This is a genomic window from Pseudarthrobacter quantipunctorum, from assembly GCF_045291495.1.
Lineage (GTDB): Bacteria > Actinomycetota > Actinomycetes > Actinomycetales > Micrococcaceae > Arthrobacter > Arthrobacter quantipunctorum.
This window is the reverse complement of record NZ_CP148033.1, coordinates 1,230,367-1,251,724: the sequence shown is the minus strand read 5'-3', so window position 1 is coordinate 1,251,724 and position 21,358 is coordinate 1,230,367. Positions and strand designations below refer to the sequence as shown.

At 65.3% G+C, this 21,358-nt stretch carries 18 protein-coding genes; 5 read left to right on the top strand and 13 right to left on the bottom strand.

The features are described from left to right. Positions 1–12 precede the first annotated feature (12 nt). On the bottom strand, positions 13–339 hold the full coding sequence (fdxA, locus tag WHH00_RS05765) for a ferredoxin (RefSeq protein WP_026265673.1): 327 nt from the start codon (positions 337–339) through the stop codon (positions 13–15). A 136-nt stretch (positions 340–475) separates the two neighbouring features. On the opposite strand from fdxA, the gene WHH00_RS05760 reads away from it, so the two are divergent. Further along, on the top strand, positions 476–715 hold the full coding sequence (locus tag WHH00_RS05760) for a hypothetical protein (RefSeq protein ID WP_406637259.1): 240 nt from the start codon (positions 476–478) through the stop codon (positions 713–715). A gap of 49 nt (positions 716–764) precedes the next feature. On the opposite strand, the gene WHH00_RS05755 is transcribed toward WHH00_RS05760, so the two are convergent. Next, the gene (locus WHH00_RS05755) at positions 765–1,574 is read right to left on the bottom strand and encodes a hypothetical protein (protein ID WP_406637257.1); all 810 of its coding nucleotides are present in this window, start codon (positions 1,572–1,574) and stop codon (positions 765–767) included. A gap of 223 nt (positions 1,575–1,797) precedes the next feature. Then, positions 1,798–3,726, bottom strand: a complete 1,929-nt coding sequence (gene typA / locus WHH00_RS05750) for a translational GTPase TypA (protein WP_350001894.1) — start codon at positions 3,724–3,726, stop codon at positions 1,798–1,800. A gap of 271 nt (positions 3,727–3,997) precedes the next feature. Between typA and WHH00_RS05745 the strand changes: the two genes are divergently transcribed. Then, positions 3,998–4,885 (top strand): SGNH/GDSL hydrolase family protein, encoded by an 888-nt coding sequence (locus WHH00_RS05745; protein WP_406637255.1) that lies wholly within the window; start codon positions 3,998–4,000, stop codon positions 4,883–4,885. Positions 4,886–4,953: 68 nt separating this feature from the next. Here the strand turns inward: WHH00_RS05745 and WHH00_RS05740 are convergent, their stop codons facing one another. The 8 genes from WHH00_RS05740 to ychF all read right to left on the bottom strand — a co-directional run bounded on the left by WHH00_RS05740 (position 4,954) and on the right by ychF (position 16,084). Then, the gene (locus tag WHH00_RS05740) at positions 4,954–6,660 is read right to left on the bottom strand and encodes a dipeptide ABC transporter ATP-binding protein (protein WP_406637253.1); all 1,707 of its coding nucleotides are present in this window, start codon (positions 6,658–6,660) and stop codon (positions 4,954–4,956) included. Positions 6,661–6,671: 11 nt separating this feature from the next. Further along, positions 6,672–7,622, bottom strand: coding sequence for an ABC transporter permease (locus tag WHH00_RS05735; protein ID WP_231456368.1), 951 nt, complete (start codon positions 7,620–7,622; stop codon positions 6,672–6,674). Next, positions 7,612–8,541 (bottom strand): ABC transporter permease, encoded by a 930-nt coding sequence (locus WHH00_RS05730; protein WP_066277571.1) that lies wholly within the window; start codon positions 8,539–8,541, stop codon positions 7,612–7,614. The genes WHH00_RS05735 and WHH00_RS05730 overlap by 11 nt, the downstream gene beginning before the upstream one ends. Before the next feature lie 129 nt (positions 8,542–8,670). Continuing rightward, entirely contained in the window at positions 8,671–10,341 is a 1,671-nt protein-coding gene (locus WHH00_RS05725; protein ID WP_406637250.1) for an ABC transporter substrate-binding protein, read from the bottom strand. Between the two features lie 262 nt (positions 10,342–10,603). Beyond that, positions 10,604–12,382, bottom strand: coding sequence for an ABC transporter family substrate-binding protein (locus WHH00_RS05720; protein WP_406637248.1), 1,779 nt, complete (start codon positions 12,380–12,382; stop codon positions 10,604–10,606). A gap of 63 nt (positions 12,383–12,445) precedes the next feature. Beyond that, on the bottom strand, positions 12,446–14,065 hold the full coding sequence (locus WHH00_RS05715) for a cryptochrome/photolyase family protein (protein ID WP_406637247.1): 1,620 nt from the start codon (positions 14,063–14,065) through the stop codon (positions 12,446–12,448). Between the two features lie 61 nt (positions 14,066–14,126). Further along, a complete protein-coding gene (locus WHH00_RS05710; RefSeq protein WP_406637245.1) occupies positions 14,127–14,819 on the bottom strand; it encodes an SDR family NAD(P)-dependent oxidoreductase in 693 nt (230 codons plus the stop codon). 179 nt (positions 14,820–14,998) lie between these two features. After that, the gene (ychF, locus tag WHH00_RS05705) at positions 14,999–16,084 is read right to left on the bottom strand and encodes a redox-regulated ATPase YchF (protein ID WP_406637243.1); all 1,086 of its coding nucleotides are present in this window, start codon (positions 16,082–16,084) and stop codon (positions 14,999–15,001) included. A 100-nt stretch (positions 16,085–16,184) separates the two neighbouring features. On the opposite strand from ychF, the gene WHH00_RS05700 reads away from it, so the two are divergent. Continuing rightward, positions 16,185–17,432: a DNA recombination protein RmuC gene (locus tag WHH00_RS05700; protein ID WP_406637241.1), complete on the top strand. Its 1,248-nt coding sequence runs from the start codon at positions 16,185–16,187 to the stop codon at positions 17,430–17,432. Between the two features lie 152 nt (positions 17,433–17,584). Here WHH00_RS05700 and WHH00_RS05695 read toward each other — a convergent pair whose 3' ends face one another. Further along, positions 17,585–18,664 carry a 4-hydroxy-3-methylbut-2-enyl diphosphate reductase gene (locus tag WHH00_RS05695; protein WP_188809698.1) on the bottom strand — a complete coding sequence of 360 codons (1,080 nt, stop codon included), beginning with the start codon at positions 18,662–18,664 and terminating at the stop codon, positions 17,585–17,587. A gap of 9 nt (positions 18,665–18,673) precedes the next feature. Further along, entirely contained in the window at positions 18,674–19,525 is an 852-nt protein-coding gene (locus WHH00_RS05690) for a hypothetical protein (RefSeq protein ID WP_406637239.1), read from the bottom strand. 223 nt (positions 19,526–19,748) lie between these two features. Here WHH00_RS05690 and xseA point away from each other — a divergent pair, with 223 nt between their 5' ends. Both xseA and WHH00_RS05680 read left to right on the top strand, forming a co-directional pair. Then, complete coding sequence (gene xseA / locus WHH00_RS05685; RefSeq protein WP_406637237.1) at positions 19,749–21,089, top strand: exodeoxyribonuclease VII large subunit; 1,341 nt, start codon at positions 19,749–19,751, stop codon at positions 21,087–21,089. Then, positions 21,082–21,300 (top strand): exodeoxyribonuclease VII small subunit, encoded by a 219-nt coding sequence (locus WHH00_RS05680; RefSeq protein ID WP_406637235.1) that lies wholly within the window; start codon positions 21,082–21,084, stop codon positions 21,298–21,300. Before xseA ends, WHH00_RS05680 begins: the two co-directional genes overlap by 8 nt. Positions 21,301–21,358 lie beyond the last annotated feature (58 nt).

Here is a 21,358-nt window from a genome sequence, read left to right as displayed (position 1 = left end):
TAGCTTCCCGGGTCAGTGGTCTTGGTTCTGCGGCGGCAGCGCGGCAATCATGGGGTGGTCCTTGCCCGTGTTGCCGACCTTCGCTGCTCCGCCCGGCGAGCCGAGGTCGTCGAAGAACTCCACATTCGCCTTGTAGTAGTCCGCCCATTCCTCCGGGGTGTCGTCCTCGTAGTAAATGGCTTCAACAGGGCACACCGGTTCACAGGCACCGCAGTCCACGCACTCGTCCGGATGGATGTACAGCGAACGCTCACCCTCATAGATGCAGTCGACCGGGCATTCCTCAATACATGCCTTGTCCTTGACATCTACACACGGCTGCGCGATTACGTACGTCACGTCCCTGGCCTCTCCACGTTGGTTCCGGCAACCCGCCGGCACTTGCATCCGGCGCTGGGGCCGGACCATTGACATCTGAGCCTATTATCTCCCAGCCCGTTCCCGCGAACCTAGCCGGACACCCTAGTATGAACTGGTGAGTCAGCCTGTACCTCCCCCTGCCGGGTTCCTCTCCGGCGCAGCACCCGGACTGCGGGTGGTGGTGCGGTACCGCATCGAGGGCGGCCTGACGGACGCCTTGGGCCATCTGGTGGCGTGCGACGCCGGTGCCTGCACCATCCGCACGCGGAAGGCCGACGTCGTCATCCAGCTCTCAGACGTGGTGGCCGCCAAGGAAGTTCCGCCGCCACCCGAGCGGCGCCGGCCCGCGCAGTAGGCGCGCTCCTCACTGCGCAGGGACTGCGGCAGCGGATCGAATCCGCGGCTCACTGCGCAGACCGGTACGTTGCGAGCGCCTGGCGCACCAGGCGCACGAACTCCTGGGGCTCGCCGAGCAGCATTTCATAGGTCACGCGAAGAGTGGGAACACCCCGGACTACGGTCACGTTCCAACGCCGTCTGTCCTCACGGTACGCATCCCTGCTGGCGTGGTGGGCATACCCATCCGCCTCAATGCCCAGCAAGCCGTCAACCAGCAGATCAAGGTGACCCATCCCGCGAATCTGGACCTGCAACTCGACGTTCAGCCCTGCCTCTTCCAGCAGGTACCGGGCCATCGTCTCGATGATGGACCCGGATTGCGGCCGGATTCTGGCCACCAGGCGAACAATCGCCTGTTCCCGTACCGCCGGAAAGCGCTCCCGCAGCGCCGGAAGCTGAACGAGCCCCTTTTTGACTGCAGATTCCGCAATTGCCAGTCCCTCAAGCGGCGGCAGGCAGCGTAGGGCCTGGCACACGATGTCCAGATGCGTCGGTGGTACGGCGCCCCTGTGCACCACGCAACCACTGATCGGCCTGCCATGCCGGGCAGCCAGATGCGGTTTACCGGGCGTTCTGACTACCCATAGCCCCGCTGCGGAGGCAGCCGTGACACAGCCCGGCACCGCATGATGGCGGCCGGCGTGGACCAGCATGGGGTCTGAGTTCGGCAGCGCATACACGCCCCGCGCCACTCTTTGGACAGCGGCAGCACGCACGCCGGCTTCGATACTCCGCCGCGAGACCCCGGCCTGCTGCAGTGAGCTGGTGCTCGCCACTCCCCCAAGCGCGGCCAGCGCCGCGATAACAGTTCGCATGAGAGCATGCTTCCCGGTGCGGAAGGTCGGGCACAGCAGCAGGGGTGGCTATGTGGGAAACGTCCGGGCGGAGTGACAACCGGGCTCTGTGCGCAGGGAGCGTCCCGGCGCACTGACGGCCGGGGTGGCTGCGCAGCCAGGGCCGCCTCAAACAAAGAAAAAGCCGGTACGACGGCGGGAATTCCCACCGCCGTATCGGCAGTTTCAGTTAGCGCTGAGGTAATTAGACCTTGGCGCGGGCGCGGTTGGCCTTGGCGCGCTCGTTGGTGTCCAGGATGACCTTGCGGATGCGGATGGCTTCCGGGGTCACTTCCACGCACTCGTCCTCGCGGGCGAATTCGAGGGACTCTTCGAGGGTCAGGTCGCGCGGCGGCGTCAGGTTCTCGAAGGTGTCGGAGGAGGCTGCACGCATGTTGGTGAGCTTCTTTTCCTTGGTGATGTTGACGTCCATGTCATCGGCGCGGGAGTTCTCGCCCACGATCATGCCTTCGTAAACCTCGGAGGTGGGCTTGACGAAGAACGAGCCGCGCTCCTGCAGGTTGATCATGGCGAACGGCGTGACAACACCGGCGCGGTCAGCAATCATCGAGCCGTTGGTGCGGTACTCGATGGGGCCGGCCCACGGCTCGTAGCCCTCGGAGATGGACGCTGCGATGCCGGCGCCGCGGGTGTCCGTGAGGAACTTGGTGCGGAAGCCGATGAGGCCGCGGGCGGGAACGATGAATTCCATCCGGCACCAGCCGGTGCCGTGGTTGGCCATGTTGGTCATGCGGCCCTTGCGGGCTGCCATCAGCTGGGTCACGGCGCCCAGGTACTCCTCGGGGACGTCGATGGTCATGTGCTCCATCGGCTCATGGATCTTGCCGTCGATCGTCTTGGTGACAACCTGCGGCTTGCCCACGGTCAGCTCGAAGCCTTCGCGGCGCATCTGCTCCACCAGGATGGCCAGCGCCAGCTCGCCGCGGCCCTGGACCTCCCAGGCGTCGGGACGCTCGGTGGGGAGAACCTTGATGGAGACGTTACCGATCAGTTCCTTGTCCAGGCGGTCCTTCACCTGGCGCGCGGTGACCTTGGCGCCCTTGACCTTGCCGGCCAGCGGCGAGGTGTTGATACCGATGGTCATGGAGATCGCGGGATCGTCCACGGTGATCAGCGGCAGCGGCTGCGGGTTCTCGGCGTCGGTCAGGGTCTCACCGATGGTGATGTCCTCGATACCGGCGACGGCGACGATCTCGCCCGGGCCTGCAGACTCCGCGGGAACGCGGTCCAGGGCCTTGGTGGCCAGCAGTTCGGTGATCTTGACGTTCTTGAGCTCACCGTTGGCGCGGGCCCAGGCAACGGTCTGGCCCTTGCGCAGGGTGCCGTTGTAGATGCGCAGCAGGGCGAGGCGTCCCAGGAACGGGGATGCGTCCAGGTTGGTGACGTGCGCCTGCAGCACACCCTCCGGGTTGTAGGTGGGGGCCGGGATGTGCTCGATGATGGTCTTGAACAGCGGCTCCAGGTCTTCGTTCTCCGGGGCGGTGCCGTCAGCGGGCTGCTCCAGGGAAGCACGGCCAACCTTGGCGGCGGCGTAGACAACGGGAACTTCGAGGATCTTGTCCAGGTCCAGGTCCGGAACTTCGTCCGCCAGGTCCGAGGCAAGGCCCAGGAGGAGGTCCATGGACTCGTGGACGACTTCCTCGATGCGGGCATCGGGACGGTCGGTCTTGTTGACCAGCAGGATGACGGGCAGGTGCGCGGCGAGGGCCTTGCGCAGCACGAAGCGGGTCTGGGGCAGCGGGCCCTCGGAAGCGTCAACGAGGAGGACGACGCCGTCGACCATGGACAGGCCGCGCTCCACCTCGCCGCCGAAGTCGGCGTGGCCGGGGGTGTCGATGACGTTGATGGTGATGGTCTCGCCGTTGGAGGACGGTCCGTTGTAGGCCACGGTGGTGTTCTTGGCCAGGATGGTGATGCCCTTTTCGCGCTCCAGGTCACCGGAGTCCATCACACGGTCTTCAAGGTGGTTGTGCTCGGCAAAGGAGTTGGTCTGCTTGAGCATGGCGTCGACCAGGGTGGTCTTGCCGTGGTCAACGTGGGCCACAATCGCGACGTTGCGGAGGTCACTGCGTGATGCAGTGGCTACCGCGGTGTTGGTGGTGGTTTCAGACATGCGTAATGGCTCGATTCAGTGGTGAAAGTCAGCTGTTGTATCGCGACATTTCCAACCGGAACGCACGACGGATCAGGCCCTTAGCACAGGGCACCTTCCTCCATTCTAGCGCCAGTGCCATTTATTGGCCTAAATTTTCAGGGCGGCGTGCGGGCACCTCATGGCCCGGGTCCTGCACCGCCACGGAAAATTGTGGCCAATATCACTGGCCATAGGGGACGGCATGCCACATGATTGCTCTGACAGACCGCGCAAGCCCGAAAGACACCAGATGCGAAAATCCCCGGCCGCCAAGGCCTGGACCCGTTGTGCCGCGTCCGGCGTCGCTGCTGTTGTTGCCGTGTCTGCCGTTGTCCTCTCCGCCTGCGGCCTGCCCGCCCCGTCCTCCGAAAATCCTGCCCGTCCAGTTGCGGCGGCGGCAGTAGCGGCGGGATCCCAAGGGGCACCAGGGAATCCTGTCGGAGTAGCTGCCGGTTCCCGCGTCCTGAACCCGGTCAACGGCCGGCTCGAGGCCGAGATCCCCGAGATCAGCAGGACCGTCCTGCTGATCGGTGATTCACAGTCGGAACCGGTGGACGGCTGGCCACGGCTGGGCCTGGCTGCGGCAGGGTACAAGGTGTACTTCTGCGGCCGGGGCGGGACCGGTTTTGTCGCCTCGAACGGCGCAACAGGCAACTACATCGACGCCCTGCTGCGCGGCGACTGGCTGCTCCCCTCCGGCACGCCGGCGCTCATTGTTATCCAGGGCGGCGGCAACGACGCAGCCGGCGGAGCGAGTGACAGACGGATAGCCGCCAACGCCGAACGCCTTATCGCCGAGCTCCGGGAGCGCTACCCGGGCACGCGGATGGCGATCATTGGAACACTTGCCCGTGGCGAGGCCCACGGCGGCGGCCGCCGAACCGAAGTTGATGCCGTGCTGGGGTCGGTGGCTGCGTCCCATGCCCTGCCCTTTGTATCCGTGGGCGACTGGTTGACCCGGTACAGCCTGGTCAAGGACCTGGCCGACTCGGTGCACATGAACCCCGCAGGCCGCCAAAAATTGGGAACCCTCCTCGAGGGCCGCCTCCGGGAGTTGGGCCTGGACCGGAAGCCGACGGCGGACCAGCAGCCGCTGCGCGCCTCGGGCACCATGGACGACGGCCCGGGCCAGGACTGACACGAAAACGGCTGGAGCCGACGCCCGAAGGCCCCGGCTCCAGCCGTTCCTGTTGTGCAGCCCGGTGCTTATGCAACCTCCGGCGGAAGCATCAGCTTGGCCCCCGGAATGGCGTTGAGCAGCGCCTGCGTGTACTCCTGCTGCGGCGCGTCGAAGACGTCGTCCGTGGAACCCGTCTCCACCAGGCGCCCCTTCTCCATCACGCAGACGTGGTCCGCGATCTGCCTCACGACGGCGAGGTCGTGGGTGATAAAGAGGTAGGTCAGGCCGAGGTTGGACTGCAGGTCAGCCAGGAGGTTCAGCACCTGCGCCTGCACCAGGACGTCTAGTGCGGACACCGCCTCGTCACAGATGATGACTTCGGGGTCCAACGCCAGCGCACGGGCAATGGCAACGCGCTGCCGCTGCCCGCCCGAGAGCTCGTTCGGGTACCGCTGCATGGTGGATTGCGGCAGCGCCACCTGGTCCAGCAGCTCGCGGACCTTCTTCTCGCGGCTGGCCTTGTTCCCGATCTTGTGGACCCTCAAGGGCTCCTCAATGGTCCGGTAGATGTTGTACATCGGATCCAGGGAGCCGTAAGGGTCCTGGAAGATGGGCTGCACCCGGCGCCGGAACTTGAACAGTTCCGAGGGCTTCAGCAGCGAGGTGTCCACGCCGTCGAAAAGTATCCTGCCGTCGGTCGGCTTCTCCAGCTGCAGCACCATCTTGGCCACTGTGGACTTGCCGGAGCCTGACTCCCCCACGATCGCCGTCGTGGTTCCCCGAAGGACGTCGAAGGTAACGCCGTCGACGGCCGCAAAATCGGATGATTTGCCCAGCCCCTGCCGGAGCTTGTACACCTTCCGCAGGTCCTGGATCTGCAGGACGTTGTCGGCGGTGAGTGCCTCAGCGGCCGGAGCCAGGAGGTCAGCCGCTTCCACGCCCTGTTCCTTGGCAACCTGGATCCGTCGGCTCGCCAGGGACGGCGCCGACTCCACGAGCCGCTTGGTGTAGGGGTGCTGCGGATTCTGCAGCAGCTCCAGGGACGGCCCCGATTCGACCACCTGACCCCGGTACATGACCACAACCTTGTCCGCGCGTTCGGCAGCAAGGCCGAGGTCGTGGGTGATCAGCAGGACAGCCGTACCGAGCTCGGACGTCATGCCTTCAAGGTGGTCCAGGATCTGCCGCTGCACCGTGACATCCAGCGCCGACGTGGGCTCATCCGCAATCAGCAGCCGGGGCTGGCAGGACAGGCCGATGGCGATCAGCGCCCGCTGGCGCATGCCGCCGGAAAACTCGTGCGGGTACTGCTTGGCGCGGCGGTGGGCGTCCGGAAGGCCTGCCTCGGACAGGACCTTCGCGATGTCCTCCGGTCCGCTGGGCCTGCCGTTGGCGCGCAGGGTTTCCTTGACCTGGTAGCCGATTTTCCACACCGGATTGAGGTTGGACATGGGGTCCTGGGGCACCATGCCGATGGTGTTGCCGCGCAGCTCGATCATCCGCTTTTCCGGCGCGTGTGAGATGTCTTCGCCGTCCAGCAGGATCTGTCCGCCGGAGACCCGGCCGTTTGCCGGCAGCAGCCCGATGGCTGCGAGGGCGGTTGTTGATTTGCCCGACCCGGACTCGCCCACGATCGCCACGGTCTCGCCCGGCATGATGGTCAGGTGCGCATTCCGGACCGCGTTCACGTCGCCGTTGCTGGTGTTGAACGTGATGGCCAGGTCCCGGATTTCCAGGAGCGGCCGGTCTGTGGGGGTTCCGGCTTCGGTAATGGTGACATCTGATGCAGTCACGTGTGCCTCCTTCATCGCTGGCGGCTCTTCGGGTCAAGAGCATCGCGCAGGGCATCGCCCAGCATGATGAAGCTCAGGACGGTGATGGACAGGGCGGCAGCCGGGTAAAGGAGCACGGCGGGGTTGGTTCGGATTGAGGACTGCGCCGCCGAAATGTCGTTGCCCCAGGACATGATGCTGCCGGGAAGACCGATGCCCAGGAAGGACAACGTCGCCTCCAGCACGATGAACACACCCAGCTCCATGGTGGCCAGCACGATGATGGGTGCCAGGGCGTTGGGCAGCACATGCTTGATGAGGCTCTGGATCCTGGACACACCCAGCGACCGGGCGGCCGTGATGAAGTCGGCATTGCGGACTTCGATCACCGCGCCGCGGGTCAACCTTGCCATCTGCGGCCACGCAAGCAGCACAATGATCATAATGACCGTCCATACACTCTTGTTTTCGCGGAAGAACGGCAGCTGGGTAACCACCAGTGCGCCGAGCACCAGCGGCAGTGCAAAGAAGATATCGCCAAGGCGGGCGATCACGGCGTCGATCCAGCCGCCGTAGAAGCCGGCCAGCGCGCCCAGGGTCACTCCGATGATGAGCACGCCGATGACGGCGAACACGCCAACCATGACCGAGGCCTGCGTGCCGTAGATGACGCGGGCGTACACGTCGCAGCCCTGGAAGGTGAACCCGAACGGATGCCCGGCCGAGGGCGCACCGTCCGAATTTGCCAGCTGGCAGTTGTCGTTCGGCGGAGTCTGGGTGAACAGGCCGGGGAAGAACGCCACAACAAGGATGACCAGGATCATCACTGCCGAGACGATGAACAGCGGACGACGGCGGAGCTTCCGCCAGGCGTCAGCCCACAGGCTCAGCGGGGCCTGGTCAGTCTTAACCGCATCCGTTGCCAGCAGAGGGGTCTCCTCGAGCGGGGCAACGAAGTGCGTGGTGTCTTGGTTACTTTTCATAGCGAATCCTCGGATCAAGCCAGGCGTACAGCAAATCAACCAGCAGGTTGGCGATAACGAAGACCAGCACCAGCACACTCACGATCGCGACGACGGTGGGTCCTTCGCTGCGGAGAATTGCCTGGTAGAGCTTCTGCCCCACACCGGGGACGTTGAAGATGCCTTCGGTGACAATGGCGCCGCCCATCAAGCCGCCGAGGCTGGCGCCCAGGTAGGTGACGACCGGAATCATCGAGTTGCGGAGGATGTGCGCCATGACCACCCGCGGCCGGGACAACCCCTTGGCAGTGGCGGTACGCACGTAATCGGCCGTCGAGTTTTCAATCACCGACGCGCGGGTGAGGCGGAGCACGTAGGCGAAGGAGACCAGCGCAAGCGCGAAGGCCGGAAGCAGCAGCGTACTCCAGCTGACGTCCGTGCCCACGGTGGGCTTAGCCCAGCCCAGGTACACACCAAAAACCAGCTGCAGGACGAAGCCGAGGACAAAGATGGGGATGGCGATGACGACGAGCGAGGCCAGCAGGACGGTCGAGTCGAAGATCTTTCCCTTGCGGAGGCCGGCGATGAGCCCGAAGCCGATGCCGAATACTGCCTGGATGACCAGCGCTTCGACCGCCAGCATCACAGTGACGGGGAAGACGCGGCCGAGGGTGGCGGCGATGGGCTGGCCGGTGAAGTCAACACCCAGGTTGAACGTGAAGAGGTTCTTGAGGAACAGGCCGTACTGGACCCAGAACGGCTGGTCGAGGTTGTACTGCTGGCGAAGGGCCGCGATCACGGCTTCGCTCGGGGGGCGGTCGCCGAAGAGCGCCCTGATGGGGTCCCCTGGCAGGGCGAACACCATGAAGTAGACCAGCAGGGTGGTGCCCAGGAAAACGGGGATGACTTGGAGCAGCCGCCGGAGAATGAACTGGATCACAGCAGATCCTCCGGGGTTTGTGGAGATGGGGGGAATTTCATGTAGGACAGCTTCCTGCCGGTATCAAGGCTATGGGGGCCCGGCTGGTGCCGGACCCCCACTAGCTATTTGAGTTGGACGGTCTCAGGACTACTTTGCGGTGATGTTGTAGTACTGGATGACACCGTTCCAGCCGCTGTCCACGTTCGTGACGTTCTGGCTCCACACGACCTGGCGTGCGGAGTACCACAGCGGGAGGTTGGGCAGGTCCTGGAACAGGATTTCCTGGGCCTCGGTGAACTTCGCGTTGGCGTCGTCGGTGGACTTCGAACCCAGGCCTTCGTCAAGGAGCTTGTCGAACGCGGGGTTCGAGTAGCCCTCGTAGTTGGCGCTGGCACCGGTCCGCAGCAGCGGGCCGAGGAAGTTGTACAGCGACGGGTAGTCTGCCTGCCAGCCGGCCCGGGCGAAGCCGGGAAGCGTCTGGGACTTACGGAGGTCCAGAAGTTCGGCAAACTTGGCGAAGGGCTGGCCTTCGACCTGGATGCCGAGGTTGTTCTTCAGGTTGTTGGCGACGGCGTCGATCCATTCCTTGTTGCCGCCATCGGTGTTGTAACCGAGCTGAAGGGTCTTGTCAGCCGGCCACGGGCTGATGGCATTCGCCTTTTCCCAGGTTTCCTTTGCCTTGGCGGCATCGAACTTCAGGACGTCGGATCCTTCGACGTTCTCGTTGTAGCCGTCCACGGCCGGGGAGGTGAAGTCCTTGGCCGGGATGCGGGTACCGCTGAAGATCACCTTGGTGATCTCGTCGCGGTTGATGGCCATCGAGATGGCCTGGCGGCGCAGCTTGCCGGCTTCGCCCTGGAACTCGGGCAGGTAGCCCGGGATGTTCAGGGTGGAGTTGCCTGCGTACGGCTTGTTCAGGTGGTTGTCCGGGAAGTCCGTGGTGTAGGTCTTCAGGGCGTTGGTCGGAAGGACGTCCGTGACGTCCAGGTTGTTGGCCTGGATGTCGGTGTAGGCAGGAGCCGGGTCCGTGTAGAACTTGAAGGTCACGCCGCCGTTCTTGGCTTCGCGGCTGCCGGCATAGTCCTCGTTCTTGACGAGTTCAATCTGGCTGTCGTGCTGCCAGGCGCCTTCCTTGGCCATCTTGTACGGGCCGTTGCCGACGGGGTTCTCGCCGAAAGCCTTGGGATCAGCGATGGCCTCGGAGGGAAGCGGCATGAAGGCCGTGTAGCCAAGGCGCAGGGGCCAGTCGGCCTCCGGCTGCGTCAGCTTGACCTCAATGGTTGAGTCGTCCTTGAGGACCAGGCCGGAGAGGGTCTCGGCCGTGGGAGCGGGAACCTCCGTCTCGCCTTCCTTCTTGGTGGCGCTGACGGCGTCGTAGCCCTCGATGGACTCGAAGAAGCTGCTGTTCGCCTGGGCATTGGTGCTCAGCGCTGCGAAGTTCCACGCGTCAACGAAGCTCTTGGCGGTGACTTCCTCGCCGTTGGTGAACTTGGTGCCGCTCTTGACCTTGATGGTGTAGTTCTGGCCATCCGGGGATTCAATGGACTCTGCCAGCGCGTTGACCGACTCGCCGCTGGGGCTGTAGCTGGTCAGGCCTTCGAAGAGAAGCTCTACAACGCGGCCGCCGTAGACTTCGTTGGTGTTTGCCGGCAGCAACGGGTTCTGTGGCTCGTTGCTGTAGGCGGTGATGATCTTGGCCGGATCGCCTGCGGCGTCGCTTGCCCCTTCATTGCTGCCGCCTCCAGCGCCGCAGCCGGTCAGGGCGAGGGCGGCGATTGCCACCATGCCCAGTGCTTTGGAAGTGCGCGCAAAACGCATTCCGCCTCCTATGAGTTGTGGGAGATAACGAGGGGGAATCTGGTGCTTCCCCGCAGGCGAGACGCAGCTTTCGACTGTGACGCAACCTACATATACGAGTAGCCTAACCGCACGAAGTCCAGATACTGGTACTCCGTTGCCAAACCGTGACCGGCTTCAACTGAACGCCTAGTCGGTCAACGGAAGTTGTGCAAGTCACATGCTACTCGCCGGTAGCCCCCACGGCGAATCGGGCAGGCTGGAAGCTTTTTGTCCGCAGATTTCAGGATGCTGACGGCTGCGCCAGGCGCCAGTCCCACACGTTCCACCACACACCCAGAGGGCCGGCACTTGTCTTGACGCCCGCCACCCGGGCGCTGAAGGCTGTGGCGCCAACGGTCTGGTAGAGCGGGAGGCCATAGGCCTTTTCCCAGATCTGTCTGTCAATCTCCGCCAGCAGGTCATCCTGCTTGCCCAGGTCCGTGGTGCCGGCAAGCTGTTCCATCAGCCTGTCGGCGTCGCCGTCGGAAAAGCGGTTGAAGTTGCTGCCGGCCCCGGTACGGAATATCTGGGGGACGCGGCTGACCCCCGCGGAGGTGCCAATCCATCCCAGCAGCGCGGCGTCGTAGCCTTCGCCGCCGAGTGCACGGGCCCAGTCAGCGCTCCCCTGCCCCGCATCGACCACCTGGAAGCCTGCCTGCGCGGCAGAGTCCCTGATCAGGGAAAATGCTGTGGCGCGGTTGGGGTTGTCCCGGTTGTAGAGGATCCGGATGGTGGGGGTGTCACCATCCAGGAGCGCCTCTGCCCCGTCGATGTCCACCTCCGCGTAGTCGGACGAGCCGTTGTTCTTGACGGTGTCGTTGTATTTGGGCTGGGAGGGCAGGAACACGTGCGAATCCAGCGGCGCCGCGTCGGGCTGCCGGTCGCCCACCACGGCGTCAATGATGGCCTGGCGGGGTACCGCTTTGAGGAACGCCTGGCGGACGTCCTCGTCGGCGAACGGCCCGGAGAAGTTGAGGTCCAGGTGGTCGTAGCCTGACTGGTTGTACCACTCGACGGTGTTGCCCTGGTCCGCGAGTCCTGCCAGGAGTTCCCCGGTTTCGGCGGAGGGCTGTGGCGAGATGATGTCCGCCTGGCCGTTCCGGAGCGCTTCGACTGCCGTGGGCACGGAGCCGGTGAAGCGGATGGTTATTTCATCCAGCCAGGGCTCCTGTCCCCATACGTAGTCGCGGTTCCGGACGAGGGTCATGGAGACTTCTGGGACGATGTCGCGGACGATGTACGGGCCGCTGGAGAGGAACACGGACGGGTCATCGGGCAGGCTTTTGGAGTCGAACCCGGAGTTCCAGAAGTCGCCGACCCGTTTGAGGGGTTCGTTGACTGCGGGCTCTTCCCCGTTACCGCGGGGCGAGTCCAGGATCAGCTCGACCAGGTCTTCCTCGTCGTTCAGCCCGCTCTTCGCTGCCACCACGTGCGCCGGCAGGCCGACGTCGAACGCCACTTCCCAGTCAGCGTAGGGGACGGCGTATTCCAGGGTGAATGAACGGCCGTCTGCCCCGATTTCCGGCAGGACGGTACCGGCAAGGCCGCTGGTGTCAGAGGCTACCGAAAAGTATGTGGTGCCTGTCCCCGCCAGGGGGTCGGCGTCGTCGAAATATCCTGACCCCGCCGCCCAGCTCAGGAGGAGGTCGCCGGCGTCGACCGCCTCGCCGTCGGACCATTTAACGCCCTCGTTGACGGTGTACCTGACCTTAAGGGGCTGGTCCGAGACCTTCTCGTAGCGCCCGAATTTTTCGTTCCGCACCACCTTTGCCGCGTCATCAAGGTAGTAAAAGCCCGAGTGGGTGATGTAACCGATCTTGGAGTTGATATCGGTGTTGCCGTCCGCGCTGTAAGGGTTGAAGGATGAGAAAGTGTTGGCCTCCGCCACGGTCACGCTGCCGCCGCGTTTGGCTTCCCCCACCACCACGGGAGCGGTGCCGCCGTTGCCTGAACACCCCGACAGGACCAGGGCGGCCGCCACCGCCGCGGTGATGTAGTGCACCAGACGCCTGAACGGCATGCCGCCTCCTTCTTTTCCTTCTGCGGGAGGGGCTCCTGGAATCGCCAGGATCACGCCCTGTACTCAGGATAGTGGGTGCGGCCCCTTGATTGCCGGTGCCGCCCGCAGCAGCCGTGTTGCCTCCTGCCCTGCGCCGAGCAGGGCTTCAGCACGACGGCGGTGCTCCCGCCGCTTCTCCGGGTCCATGGCGTCCAGCAGGGAGACCGCCATCCGGGAGCGCGGATTCCGTGCGAAGACCTCCCGGTGGTCATCGATGAAGGTCCAGTAGAGCCCGTCCCAGTCGTGCACCCATTCCCCTGCCGGCAGGTCCGACATCCTGCGAAGGTAGTTGCTGCCGGAAACGTACGGTTTCGTGGTGATCTCCTCCCCCGCGGCGAACTGGCTCATGGCATACACGTTGGGGACCATCACCCAGTCGTACGCGTCGACGAAGAGTTCCATGAACCATTCGTAGACGTCGTCCGGATGGACCCGCAGCAGGGACATGGCGTTGCCCAGGACCATCAGCCGCTCAATGTGGTGGGCATACCCCGTGGCGAGTACCCGCGAGATCACCATGTCCACGGGGGCCAGCCCGGTACTTGCATCCCACCACCCGTCCCCCAGCCCGTTGCTGTGGTTCAACCGGTTGGCGGTGCGCATCTGCCGGCCGCGGGTCCGGTAGGTGGCGCGCATGTATTCACGCCAGCCAATCACCTGCCGGACGAAACCCTCCAGGGAGGCCAGAGGAGTATTTGGGACTGCCCCGTCGAGCACGGCCTCCAGGACCTCCCGCGGGTCCAGCAGTCCGATGTTCAATGCCGGCGTGAGCAGGCCATGGGCGATGAAGGGATGGGTGGTGGAAATCGCGTCCTCGTAGGGGCCGAAGTCGTCCAGCCGTTCGCGGACGAACTCGTGCAGGTGCTTGCGAGCCTCGTCCGCGCCCGTGGGCCAGGCAAACAGGGCGGGATCGCCCGGAGCATCCGGAAACTCCACGGCCACCCAGGCAATGGCCCGTTCGACGTCGTCCGACGCCACGTCCCCGTCGGCGGCTTCTGGTCCGGTTATGGCATCAAGGTCAAAGGTCCCCTCCGGCCGCTGGACGGGGTGGCGGGCGAACCGGCCCACCGTGGGAGGCGCGTACCTCCGGGGAAGCTTTTTCCGGTTGTCTGCGTCAAAGGACAATTTCCCGCCTGCCGGCTCCCCGCCGTCGACAAGGACGCCGAGCCGGCGGCGCTGCCACACGTAGAAGTCGTGCATGCGGGCAGCGTTGGCGGCAAACCACTGGTCAATCTGGCCTCGGTCGGTGAGGAAGTTCGGCGTCTCCAGCACGTCCTCGCCGCGCATCCGGTAGCCGCCGTCGGCCAGGCCGGCATAAAGGTCCTGTTCAAGCCAGTCGTCCACCACGTCGAACCAGGTCACCTGGGCCGGGCGGCGGCGGCGCACCAGGTCCGCGAGCTGCTGGCGGGAGCTGCGGCCGGCGTCACTGCGGAGGACAACGACCTCGTTGCCCGTCCCGCCGAGGCGGCGGGCAAACCGGCTCATGGACGCCCGGTGCAGGACCAGCTTGTGGGAGTGGAACGAGTACTGGCGAAAGAGCAGGTCATGCTCGATCAGCACATACACGGTCCCTTCTGCCGCATCGAGTTGCTCGCGGAACAACTGATGCGGCAGAACCAGGCGCAGGTGCGGGCCGGGCATCATTTCCCAACCATAGGCGGCTTGGACGCGTCCGCCGCCAGCAATGAACCCGCTTCGGGGTCCATTAGCTTGTTTGGCGCTCGGCTGAAGGACCTGGCCGGGACTGGAAGGCGGTGCTGGGCAGATCCTTCTCGCCATCGGCGATCGCGGTGATAATCCGCGCTGCAACCAGGTCTGGGTCCAGCCCCGCGCCGAATTGCGGCGCTGACCCCGCAATCGGATGATCGGACAGTGCGGTGCCAGTGTGGCCTGGACGGGCGTCCACGATCCGGATGCCCGCGCGGCGATACTCGCGCGCCGCTGCGACAACGAAGGCCGCGAGTCCGGCCTTCGACGCCGAGTATGCCGCCAGGCCGGCGACGGGTGCCTCGGCGACAACGCCGCTCAGTGTGACAACGAAGGGTTCCCGGCCCTCACGTGCCGAGGCCGCGAGGTAGGGCTGGCTCCGGGTAATGAGCTGGATCGGACTGGTCGTGTTCACAGCGAAGAGTTCGTCCACCGTAGCGGGTTCAAGGTCTGATGCCGCGCCGAAGGCGACGACCCCGGACGCAACTACCAGCCCGTCGAGGCGTCCGTACTGCGCAGTCGTTTCATCCAGCACCTCCTGGATCACGGAGGGTGTGCGCAGGTCGTGCCCAGCAGACTTTGACGACCGGGCGACGATGGCGCCGCTCCTTTCCAGCTGGGCGGCGATGCGCGAACCGAGTCCGCCGGTGGCGCCGACTACCAGAACAACCGCACCCTGAAGAGTCGTCATGGGTAGATCCTAGGTCACATGCTGCAGGGAGCCGAGCGCGGGTCGGTTCCCTGAGGCAGGACGGCTGCGGTACTACGCAGGCAACGAAGCAGGCTTCACCCGCTCATCCGGGATGGTGCCCGCCAACAGAGACGGGCCCATCTGCGGAAGCAAATGGGCCCGTCCCGAAATCCTGTGGGTTAGACGTTGAAGCGGAACTCCACCACGTCGCCGTCGGCCATCACGTATTCCTTGCCCTCAATGCGGACCTTGCCGCGGGATTTGGCCTCGGCCATAGAGCCGGCTTCGATGAGGTCATTGAAGGACACCACCTCGGCCTTGATGAAGCCGCGCTGGAAGTCAGAGTGGATTACACCCGCTGCCTGCGGTGCAGTATCGCCCTGGCGGATGGTCCAGGCGCGGGTTTCCTTGGGGCCGGCGGTCAGGTAGGTCTGCAGCCCCAGGGTGTGGAAGCCGACGCGCGCCAGCTGGTCCAGCCCGGATTCGTCCTGGCCATTCATTTCCAGCATCTCGCGGGCTTCTTCCTCGTCCAGTTCCACGAGGTCGGCTTCGAGCTTGGCGTCAAGGAAAACGGCGTCAGCCGGGGCAACCATGGCCCGCAGTTCCTCCTGCTTTTCGGGATTGCCCAGGATGCCTTCATCGGCGTTGAAAACATAGATGAAGGGCTTGGCCGTCAGGAGGCCGAGCTCCTTGAGGTGTTCCATTTCCAGCTTGTCGCTCTTGATGGAAGAGAAGATGGTGTCGCCGCGCTCCAGGACCACCTGGGCCGCCTTGATGGCGGCAAGCTCAGCAGCTTCCCGCTTCTTGATCTTGACTTCCTTTTCGATCCGCGGAATGGCGTTCTCGATGGTCTGCAGATCTGCCAGGATGAGCTCGGTGTTGATGGTTTCCATGTCCGAGCGCGGATCCACCTTGCCGTCGACGTGGATGACATCGGGGTCATCGAACACCCGCACCACCTGCGCAATGGCTTCGGCTTCGCGGATGTTGGCCAGGAACTTGTTGCCCAGGCCTTCTCCTTCCGAGGCACCCTTGACGATGCCGGCGATGTCCACGAACGACACCGGCGCGGGCAGGAGGCGCTGCGATCCGAAGATTTCAGCCAGCTTCTGAAGCCGGGGGTCGGGCAGGTTCACGACGCCGACATTGGGTTCGATGGTGGCGAACGGGTAGTTCGCGGCCAGGACCTGGTTGCGGGTGAGTGCGTTGAAGAGAGTTGATTTGCCGACGTTGGGCAGTCCGACGATGCCAATAGTAAGAGCCACGAGGATTTATTCTACCCGCAGCGGGCGGCCCGGGGTCCGGAGCGGGCCGGGGAAAATGTCGCTTCGGCAAAATGTCACAGCCCCGTGCGACAGTGAGGGCATGGATGGTTTCGCGTTGATTCTTGCTTTGTTCATGCTGCTGCTGGGTGCCTTTGTGGGTGCTGCCGCCGTGTTCTTCGTGCTGCGGAAAAACGGCCGCGGCCTGGAAGAGGACTTCGACGCCGTGTCGTCACGGCTTTCCGAGGTCAGTGCGCAGTTTGCCGCGGCCGACGCCGAGCGAAGGCTTTTGGCGGCACAGAACCGCGAGCTGGGTGAGGCCAGGACGCAGGACGGCAGCGTGCTGCGCGCACTTGCCCCGGTGGCGGAGAAACTGACGGCCGTCCAGCAACAGGTGGCGCTGCTGGAACGGGACCGGGTGGAACAGTACGGCCAGCTCGCCCAGCAGCTGCAGGAAGCGCGGCTCTCCGACGAACAGCTGATCCGCTCAACCCATGCACTGGAGTCCGCCCTCCGGTCGAACAGCGCCCGGGGCCAGTGGGGTGAAGTCCAGCTCCGGCGGGTGGTGGAAGCCTCCGGCATGCTGCGGCACGTCGATTTCGTGGAGCAGGTCCACAGTGCCGGGCACGATTCGGGCGTAAGGCCGGACCTGGTGGTGCAGCTGCCGGGTGAAAAACAGCTGGTGGTGGACGCAAAAGTACCGCTCTCCTCCTACCTGGAAGCCCAGGAACTTGGCGCGGCGCAGGACCTCCGCTCCGCCGAGGGTTCCAGCGCCCGGCAAACCGGACCGCTGTCCGGGAGCGACCGCCGGAACCAGCAGGCGCTGCTGGGCGCCCATGCCAAGGCATTGCGGGCACACGTTGATTCCCTGAGCAGCAAGAAGTACTGGGACATTCCGGGCAACTCCCCCGAGCTGGTGATCTGCTTCATCCCTGCCGAGTCCATCCTGGCCGCCGCGCTCATGGCGGACGCCGGGCTCCTTGATCATGCACTGTCCAAGAACGTGGTCCTGGCATCACCCAGCACGCTGCTGGCCGTGCTCAAGTCCGTGGCCTTCACCTGGCGGCAGGACGTCCTGACGGACAGCGCCCGGGAGTTGTTCGAACTGGCACGCCAGCTGTACGACCGGATGGGGACCCTGGGCGAGAACGTCACCAAACTCGGCTCGTCCCTGAAATCGTCAGTGGACCGCTACAACGCCCTGGTGGGGACCCTCGAAGCCCGCGTCCTTCCCACCGCCCGGAAGCTGAACTCGCTTGAGGAATCCGGACTTGCTGCCCCTCCGGTGGTCGAGGTTACCCCGCGGGCCCTGGCGGCGCCCGAATTGCAAAGCGACCACGAAGCAGCCTGAGACCCTCGCCAAGGGGACAAAAGTGGGCCCGGCAGTTGCCGGGCCCACTTCAACAATAGTCACTGTGAACTGCAATCAGGTGCGCAGACACTGACTGCGCACACTACGAACCGCGCACACCACGAACCTGCGCCGGTTCGGCTGGGTGCCGGTCAGTCCCGGGAGCGGCGCCCGCCCAGGGCACGGCTGACGTCGCCGGCCTGCTTGAGTGTCGCCCGGAGTTCCTTGGGCAGCGAGAAGAGCAGGTCTTCCTCAGCGGTAACGACTTCCTCCACGGTGCCGTAGCCGTAGTCGGCCAGCAGGCGCAGGACGTCCTGGACCAGGACTTCCGGAACGGATGCCCCGGACGTCACGCCAACAGTGGCCACGCCTTCGAACCAGGCCTCGTCCACCTCGTTGGCGAAATCCACGCGGTAGGACGCCTTCGCCCCGTATTCCAGGGCCACCTCCACGAGCCGGACAGAGTTGGAGGAGTTCGCTGAGCCCACCACGATCACCAGGTCTGCCTGCGGCGAGATCTTCTTGATGGCCACCTGGCGGTTGGTGGTGGCGTAGCAGATGTCATCGCTTGGCGGATCCTGCAGGGTGGGGAACCGCTGCTTGAGCAGCCGGACGGTCTCCATGGTTTCGTCCACGCTGAGGGTGGTCTGGGAAAGCCAGATCACCTTTTCGGGGTCCCGGACGGTTACCTTGTCCACCTCGTGCGGGCCGTTGATGATCTGGATGTGTTCCGGCGCTTCGCCCGCCGTGCCCTCGACTTCCTCATGGCCGTCGTGGCCGATCAGCAGGATGTCGAAATCGTCCTTGGCAAACCGGACGGCCTCCTTGTGGACCTTGGTCACCAGGGGGCAGGTGGCATCAATGGTTCGCAGGCCGCGGTCCTCGGCGGACTGGACAACTGCCGGCGATACGCCGTGGGCCGAGAAGATGACCAGGGCACCCTCGGGCACTTCGTCAGTCTCGTCGACGAAGATGGCACCCTGCTCCTCCAGGGAGCTGACCACGTGCACGTTGTGGACGATCTGCTTCCGCACGTACACCGGGGGGCCGTAGTGCTCCAGGGCCTTCTCGACGGCGATGACGGCACGGTCAACGCCGGCACAGTATCCGCGGGGAGCAGCGAGCAGCACCTTCTTGGTCCCGGAGACGGGGGCTGCGGCAGCAACTTCCTCAGGTGAGCGGCGCCTACGCGGGATGGTGGGCATCGAAAGGGAAACAGCTGAGGGGGTCATTACTCCATGCTACCGGCTCGCCCGCGCCCGCTTTCGCGTGGCCAGCCCGGCCACCAGGCCCAGCAGCAGCAAGGCGCCGCCACCAACCGCCGCTGCCATGGTCCAGCCGCCGAAATCTGCTGCAGCGGCAGCCACGAACTCGTCCCTGAACGTGTTGGCAACCTCATTTCCGCTGTCCGCGGACACAACAGCAGCTGACGCAATCCCGGACCCCAGGGACCATGCAGCCGCGAGGACGAGCGCGCCTGCTCCTGCACCGGCAACCACTGACCAGCGCCGGTTCGCCGCCACCAGGGCCAGGAGCAGTGCGATCACCGAGCCTCCGGCCAGCAGGTAGCCGGCGGGGGCGTACGTGGTGAGCCTCTCGGTCCATTCCTTGTGCTCGGGCTGGCCCACATTGATAAGGGTCTGGTCCGGCGGGTCCAGCGGCAGCCCGGTGGTGCGCGAGATCTCCCCGGCGCCCAGCGACACCAAGGGGGCGACATCAAGGGTGAGCGATGAAGCCGGGGCTGATCCGCCGTCGTCCGTTGCCGGGCCGGCGAAGCTGAGCCGGTGGCTCTTGCGCAGCGTTTCCTCCCAGGCGGCCGGATACTCCGGCAGGGCGGCCAGTGCTGACGCGGCATCCTCCAGCACCGGCTGGACCAGGTCCGAAAGAAACCCGGGAACGGCGCTGGTATCGATGGTTGCCACTGCAGCCGTGGCCAGCTGCTGCTGGAACCCCGGATCCCTGCCGAGCGGAGCCGCCAGCTCAACGAAGCCCTGTTCCTGGACGATGTTGCGGTCCAGCCAGATGGCGGGAACTGCCACTGCGGCCAGCAGGACTGCCAGCACGGTGGCGGCAGCGGAGACAAAACTTCGCACGGAGCATCCTTCAGGTTGGCGGGCGGTCAATCCATCCTAGGCGGGGCTCCGGACGGGATCCTGTCAGTCCTGGGTGGTAGAGCTTATGGATAAGGTTGAATGACCGCCGAAGAACCACCAGCCGTATAACAACCGGCCCTATGAGAACCCGCGCTGCAACAAACACCCCACCAACGGACGAAGGACCCCATGCCCGCAGCTCCAGCCCGCCACGAGCGTCCGCATGTCTGACCAGGCGTCGCTTCCGGTCTCCGGCCAGCAGCTTGCGGCGCCCACAACGCTGCCTGCCACGGCCGCCGAAACCAGCCCGGACAACCCGTGGCCGCTCCAGCTGCTGTCACAGAAGCTCAAGGCCCATATCGACCGGACCCCTTCGGCATGGGTTGAGGGCCAGGTCATTGAGCTGAACCGCCGTGGCAGCAACGCCTACCTCACCCTGAGGGATGTCGACGCCGAAGTCTCGCTGCCAGCCTCTGTCTGGACCAAGGTGCTGGAACGCCAGAACCTGCCGCTGGAGCGGGGCTCGCGGGTCGTTGCACTGCTGAAGCCGGAGTTCTGGATCAAGACCGGCCGGCTGAACATGATGGTCAGGGACATCAGGCCGGTGGGCCTGGGCGATCTCCTGGCCCGGATCGAGCGGCTGCGCCAGGCCCTCGCCGCCGAAGGCCTCTTTGCGGACTCCCGCAAGAAGCCCCTGCCCCTGCTGCCGCACCGGATCGGCCTCATCACCGGCCGTGATTCCGACGCCAAGAAGGACATCCTGCGCAACGCGGCCCTGCGCTGGCCCGCGGTCGAGTTCGAAATCCGGGAGGTGGCCGTGCAGGGAAACACAGCGGTGGCCCAGGTGGTCCGCGCCCTCCGCGACCTGGACGGCCTGCCCGAAGTGGATGTCATCGTGATCGCCCGCGGCGGAGGAGCCCTGGAGGATCTCCTGCCCTTCAACAGCGAGGAACTGATCCGAGCCGTGGCCGCCGCCGCCACCCCGGTGGTCAGCGCCATCGGCCACGAGGCGGACCGGCCGCTGCTGGACGACGTCGCGGACCTGCGGGCTTCCACCCCCACGGACGCCGCCAAACGGATCGTCCCGGAAGTGTCCGAGGAACTGGCAGGAGTGCGCCAGGCAAGGGTGCAGCTTCGCCGGTGCATGGAACGGCTGGTGGACCGGGAGTCTGACCGCCTGGCGTCCCTCCACTCACGGCCGGTGCTGGCAGCACCGGAAGGACTGGTGACCATCCGGTCTGAGGAAATTGAGAGGCTTCTCCGGAGGTCCTCGGCTGCCGTCAGCTCCTCCGTGGTCCGGGCGGCCGACCAGCTGGAGCACCTGAAGGCCCAGGTGCGGGCGCTGTCGCCGCAGAAGACGCTGGACCGGGGGTACGCCGTCGTCGAACTCGCCGGAAAGCAGGCCGAAGAAGCCGGCACCGCGGGCCATGCGGTGGTGCGCCGCCCGGCGGAGGCTCCGCCCGGCTCGCCCCTGTCCATCCGCGTGGCTGAAGGCCGCTTCGGCGCAACCTCCACCGGGACACTTGAACAGCCCACTACCGAAACCGGAGAAGTCAATGACTGAGCAGAACCCAGCGGCCGACATCAAGGCACTGAGCTACGAGGAAGCGCGGGAACAGCTCATCGCTGTGGTGGGAAAGCTTGAGGCCGGCGGCGCCAGCCTTGAAGAATCCCTGGCCCTGTGGGAACGCGGCGAGGCCCTGGCGGCGCGCTGCGAGGAATGGCTGGAAGGCGCCCGGAAGCGGCTCGCAGCTGCCCGCGACCAGCCGCTCTAGGCCCGGAGCCCGGATCCCGTACCCGGCCCTGAGCCCGGCCCCCCGGATCCGCAGCACA

Coding starts and splice junctions, on each gene's coding strand:
- WHH00_RS05695 (WP_188809698.1), bottom strand. CDS start 18,664: ATGACCCCCTCAGCTGTTTCCCTTTCGATGCCCACCATCCCGCGTAGG.
- WHH00_RS05755 (WP_406637257.1), bottom strand. CDS start 1,574: ATGCGAACTGTTATCGCGGCGCTGGCCGCGCTTGGGGGAGTGGCGAGC.
- WHH00_RS05720 (WP_406637248.1), bottom strand. CDS start 12,382: ATGCCGTTCAGGCGTCTGGTGCACTACATCACCGCGGCGGTGGCGGCC.
- WHH00_RS05735 (WP_231456368.1), bottom strand. CDS start 7,622: ATGAAAAGTAACCAAGACACCACGCACTTCGTTGCCCCGCTCGAGGAG.
- xseA (WP_406637237.1), top strand. CDS start 19,749: ATGTCTGACCAGGCGTCGCTTCCGGTCTCCGGCCAGCAGCTTGCGGCG.
- WHH00_RS05715 (WP_406637247.1), bottom strand. CDS start 14,065: ATGATGCCCGGCCCGCACCTGCGCCTGGTTCTGCCGCATCAGTTGTTC.
- typA (WP_350001894.1), bottom strand. CDS start 3,726: ATGTCTGAAACCACCACCAACACCGCGGTAGCCACTGCATCACGCAGT.
- WHH00_RS05745 (WP_406637255.1), top strand. CDS start 3,998: ATGCGAAAATCCCCGGCCGCCAAGGCCTGGACCCGTTGTGCCGCGTCC.
- WHH00_RS05725 (WP_406637250.1), bottom strand. CDS start 10,341: ATGCGTTTTGCGCGCACTTCCAAAGCACTGGGCATGGTGGCAATCGCC.
- WHH00_RS05710 (WP_406637245.1), bottom strand. CDS start 14,819: ATGACGACTCTTCAGGGTGCGGTTGTTCTGGTAGTCGGCGCCACCGGC.
- WHH00_RS05700 (WP_406637241.1), top strand. CDS start 16,185: ATGGATGGTTTCGCGTTGATTCTTGCTTTGTTCATGCTGCTGCTGGGT.
- WHH00_RS05680 (WP_406637235.1), top strand. CDS start 21,082: ATGACTGAGCAGAACCCAGCGGCCGACATCAAGGCACTGAGCTACGAG.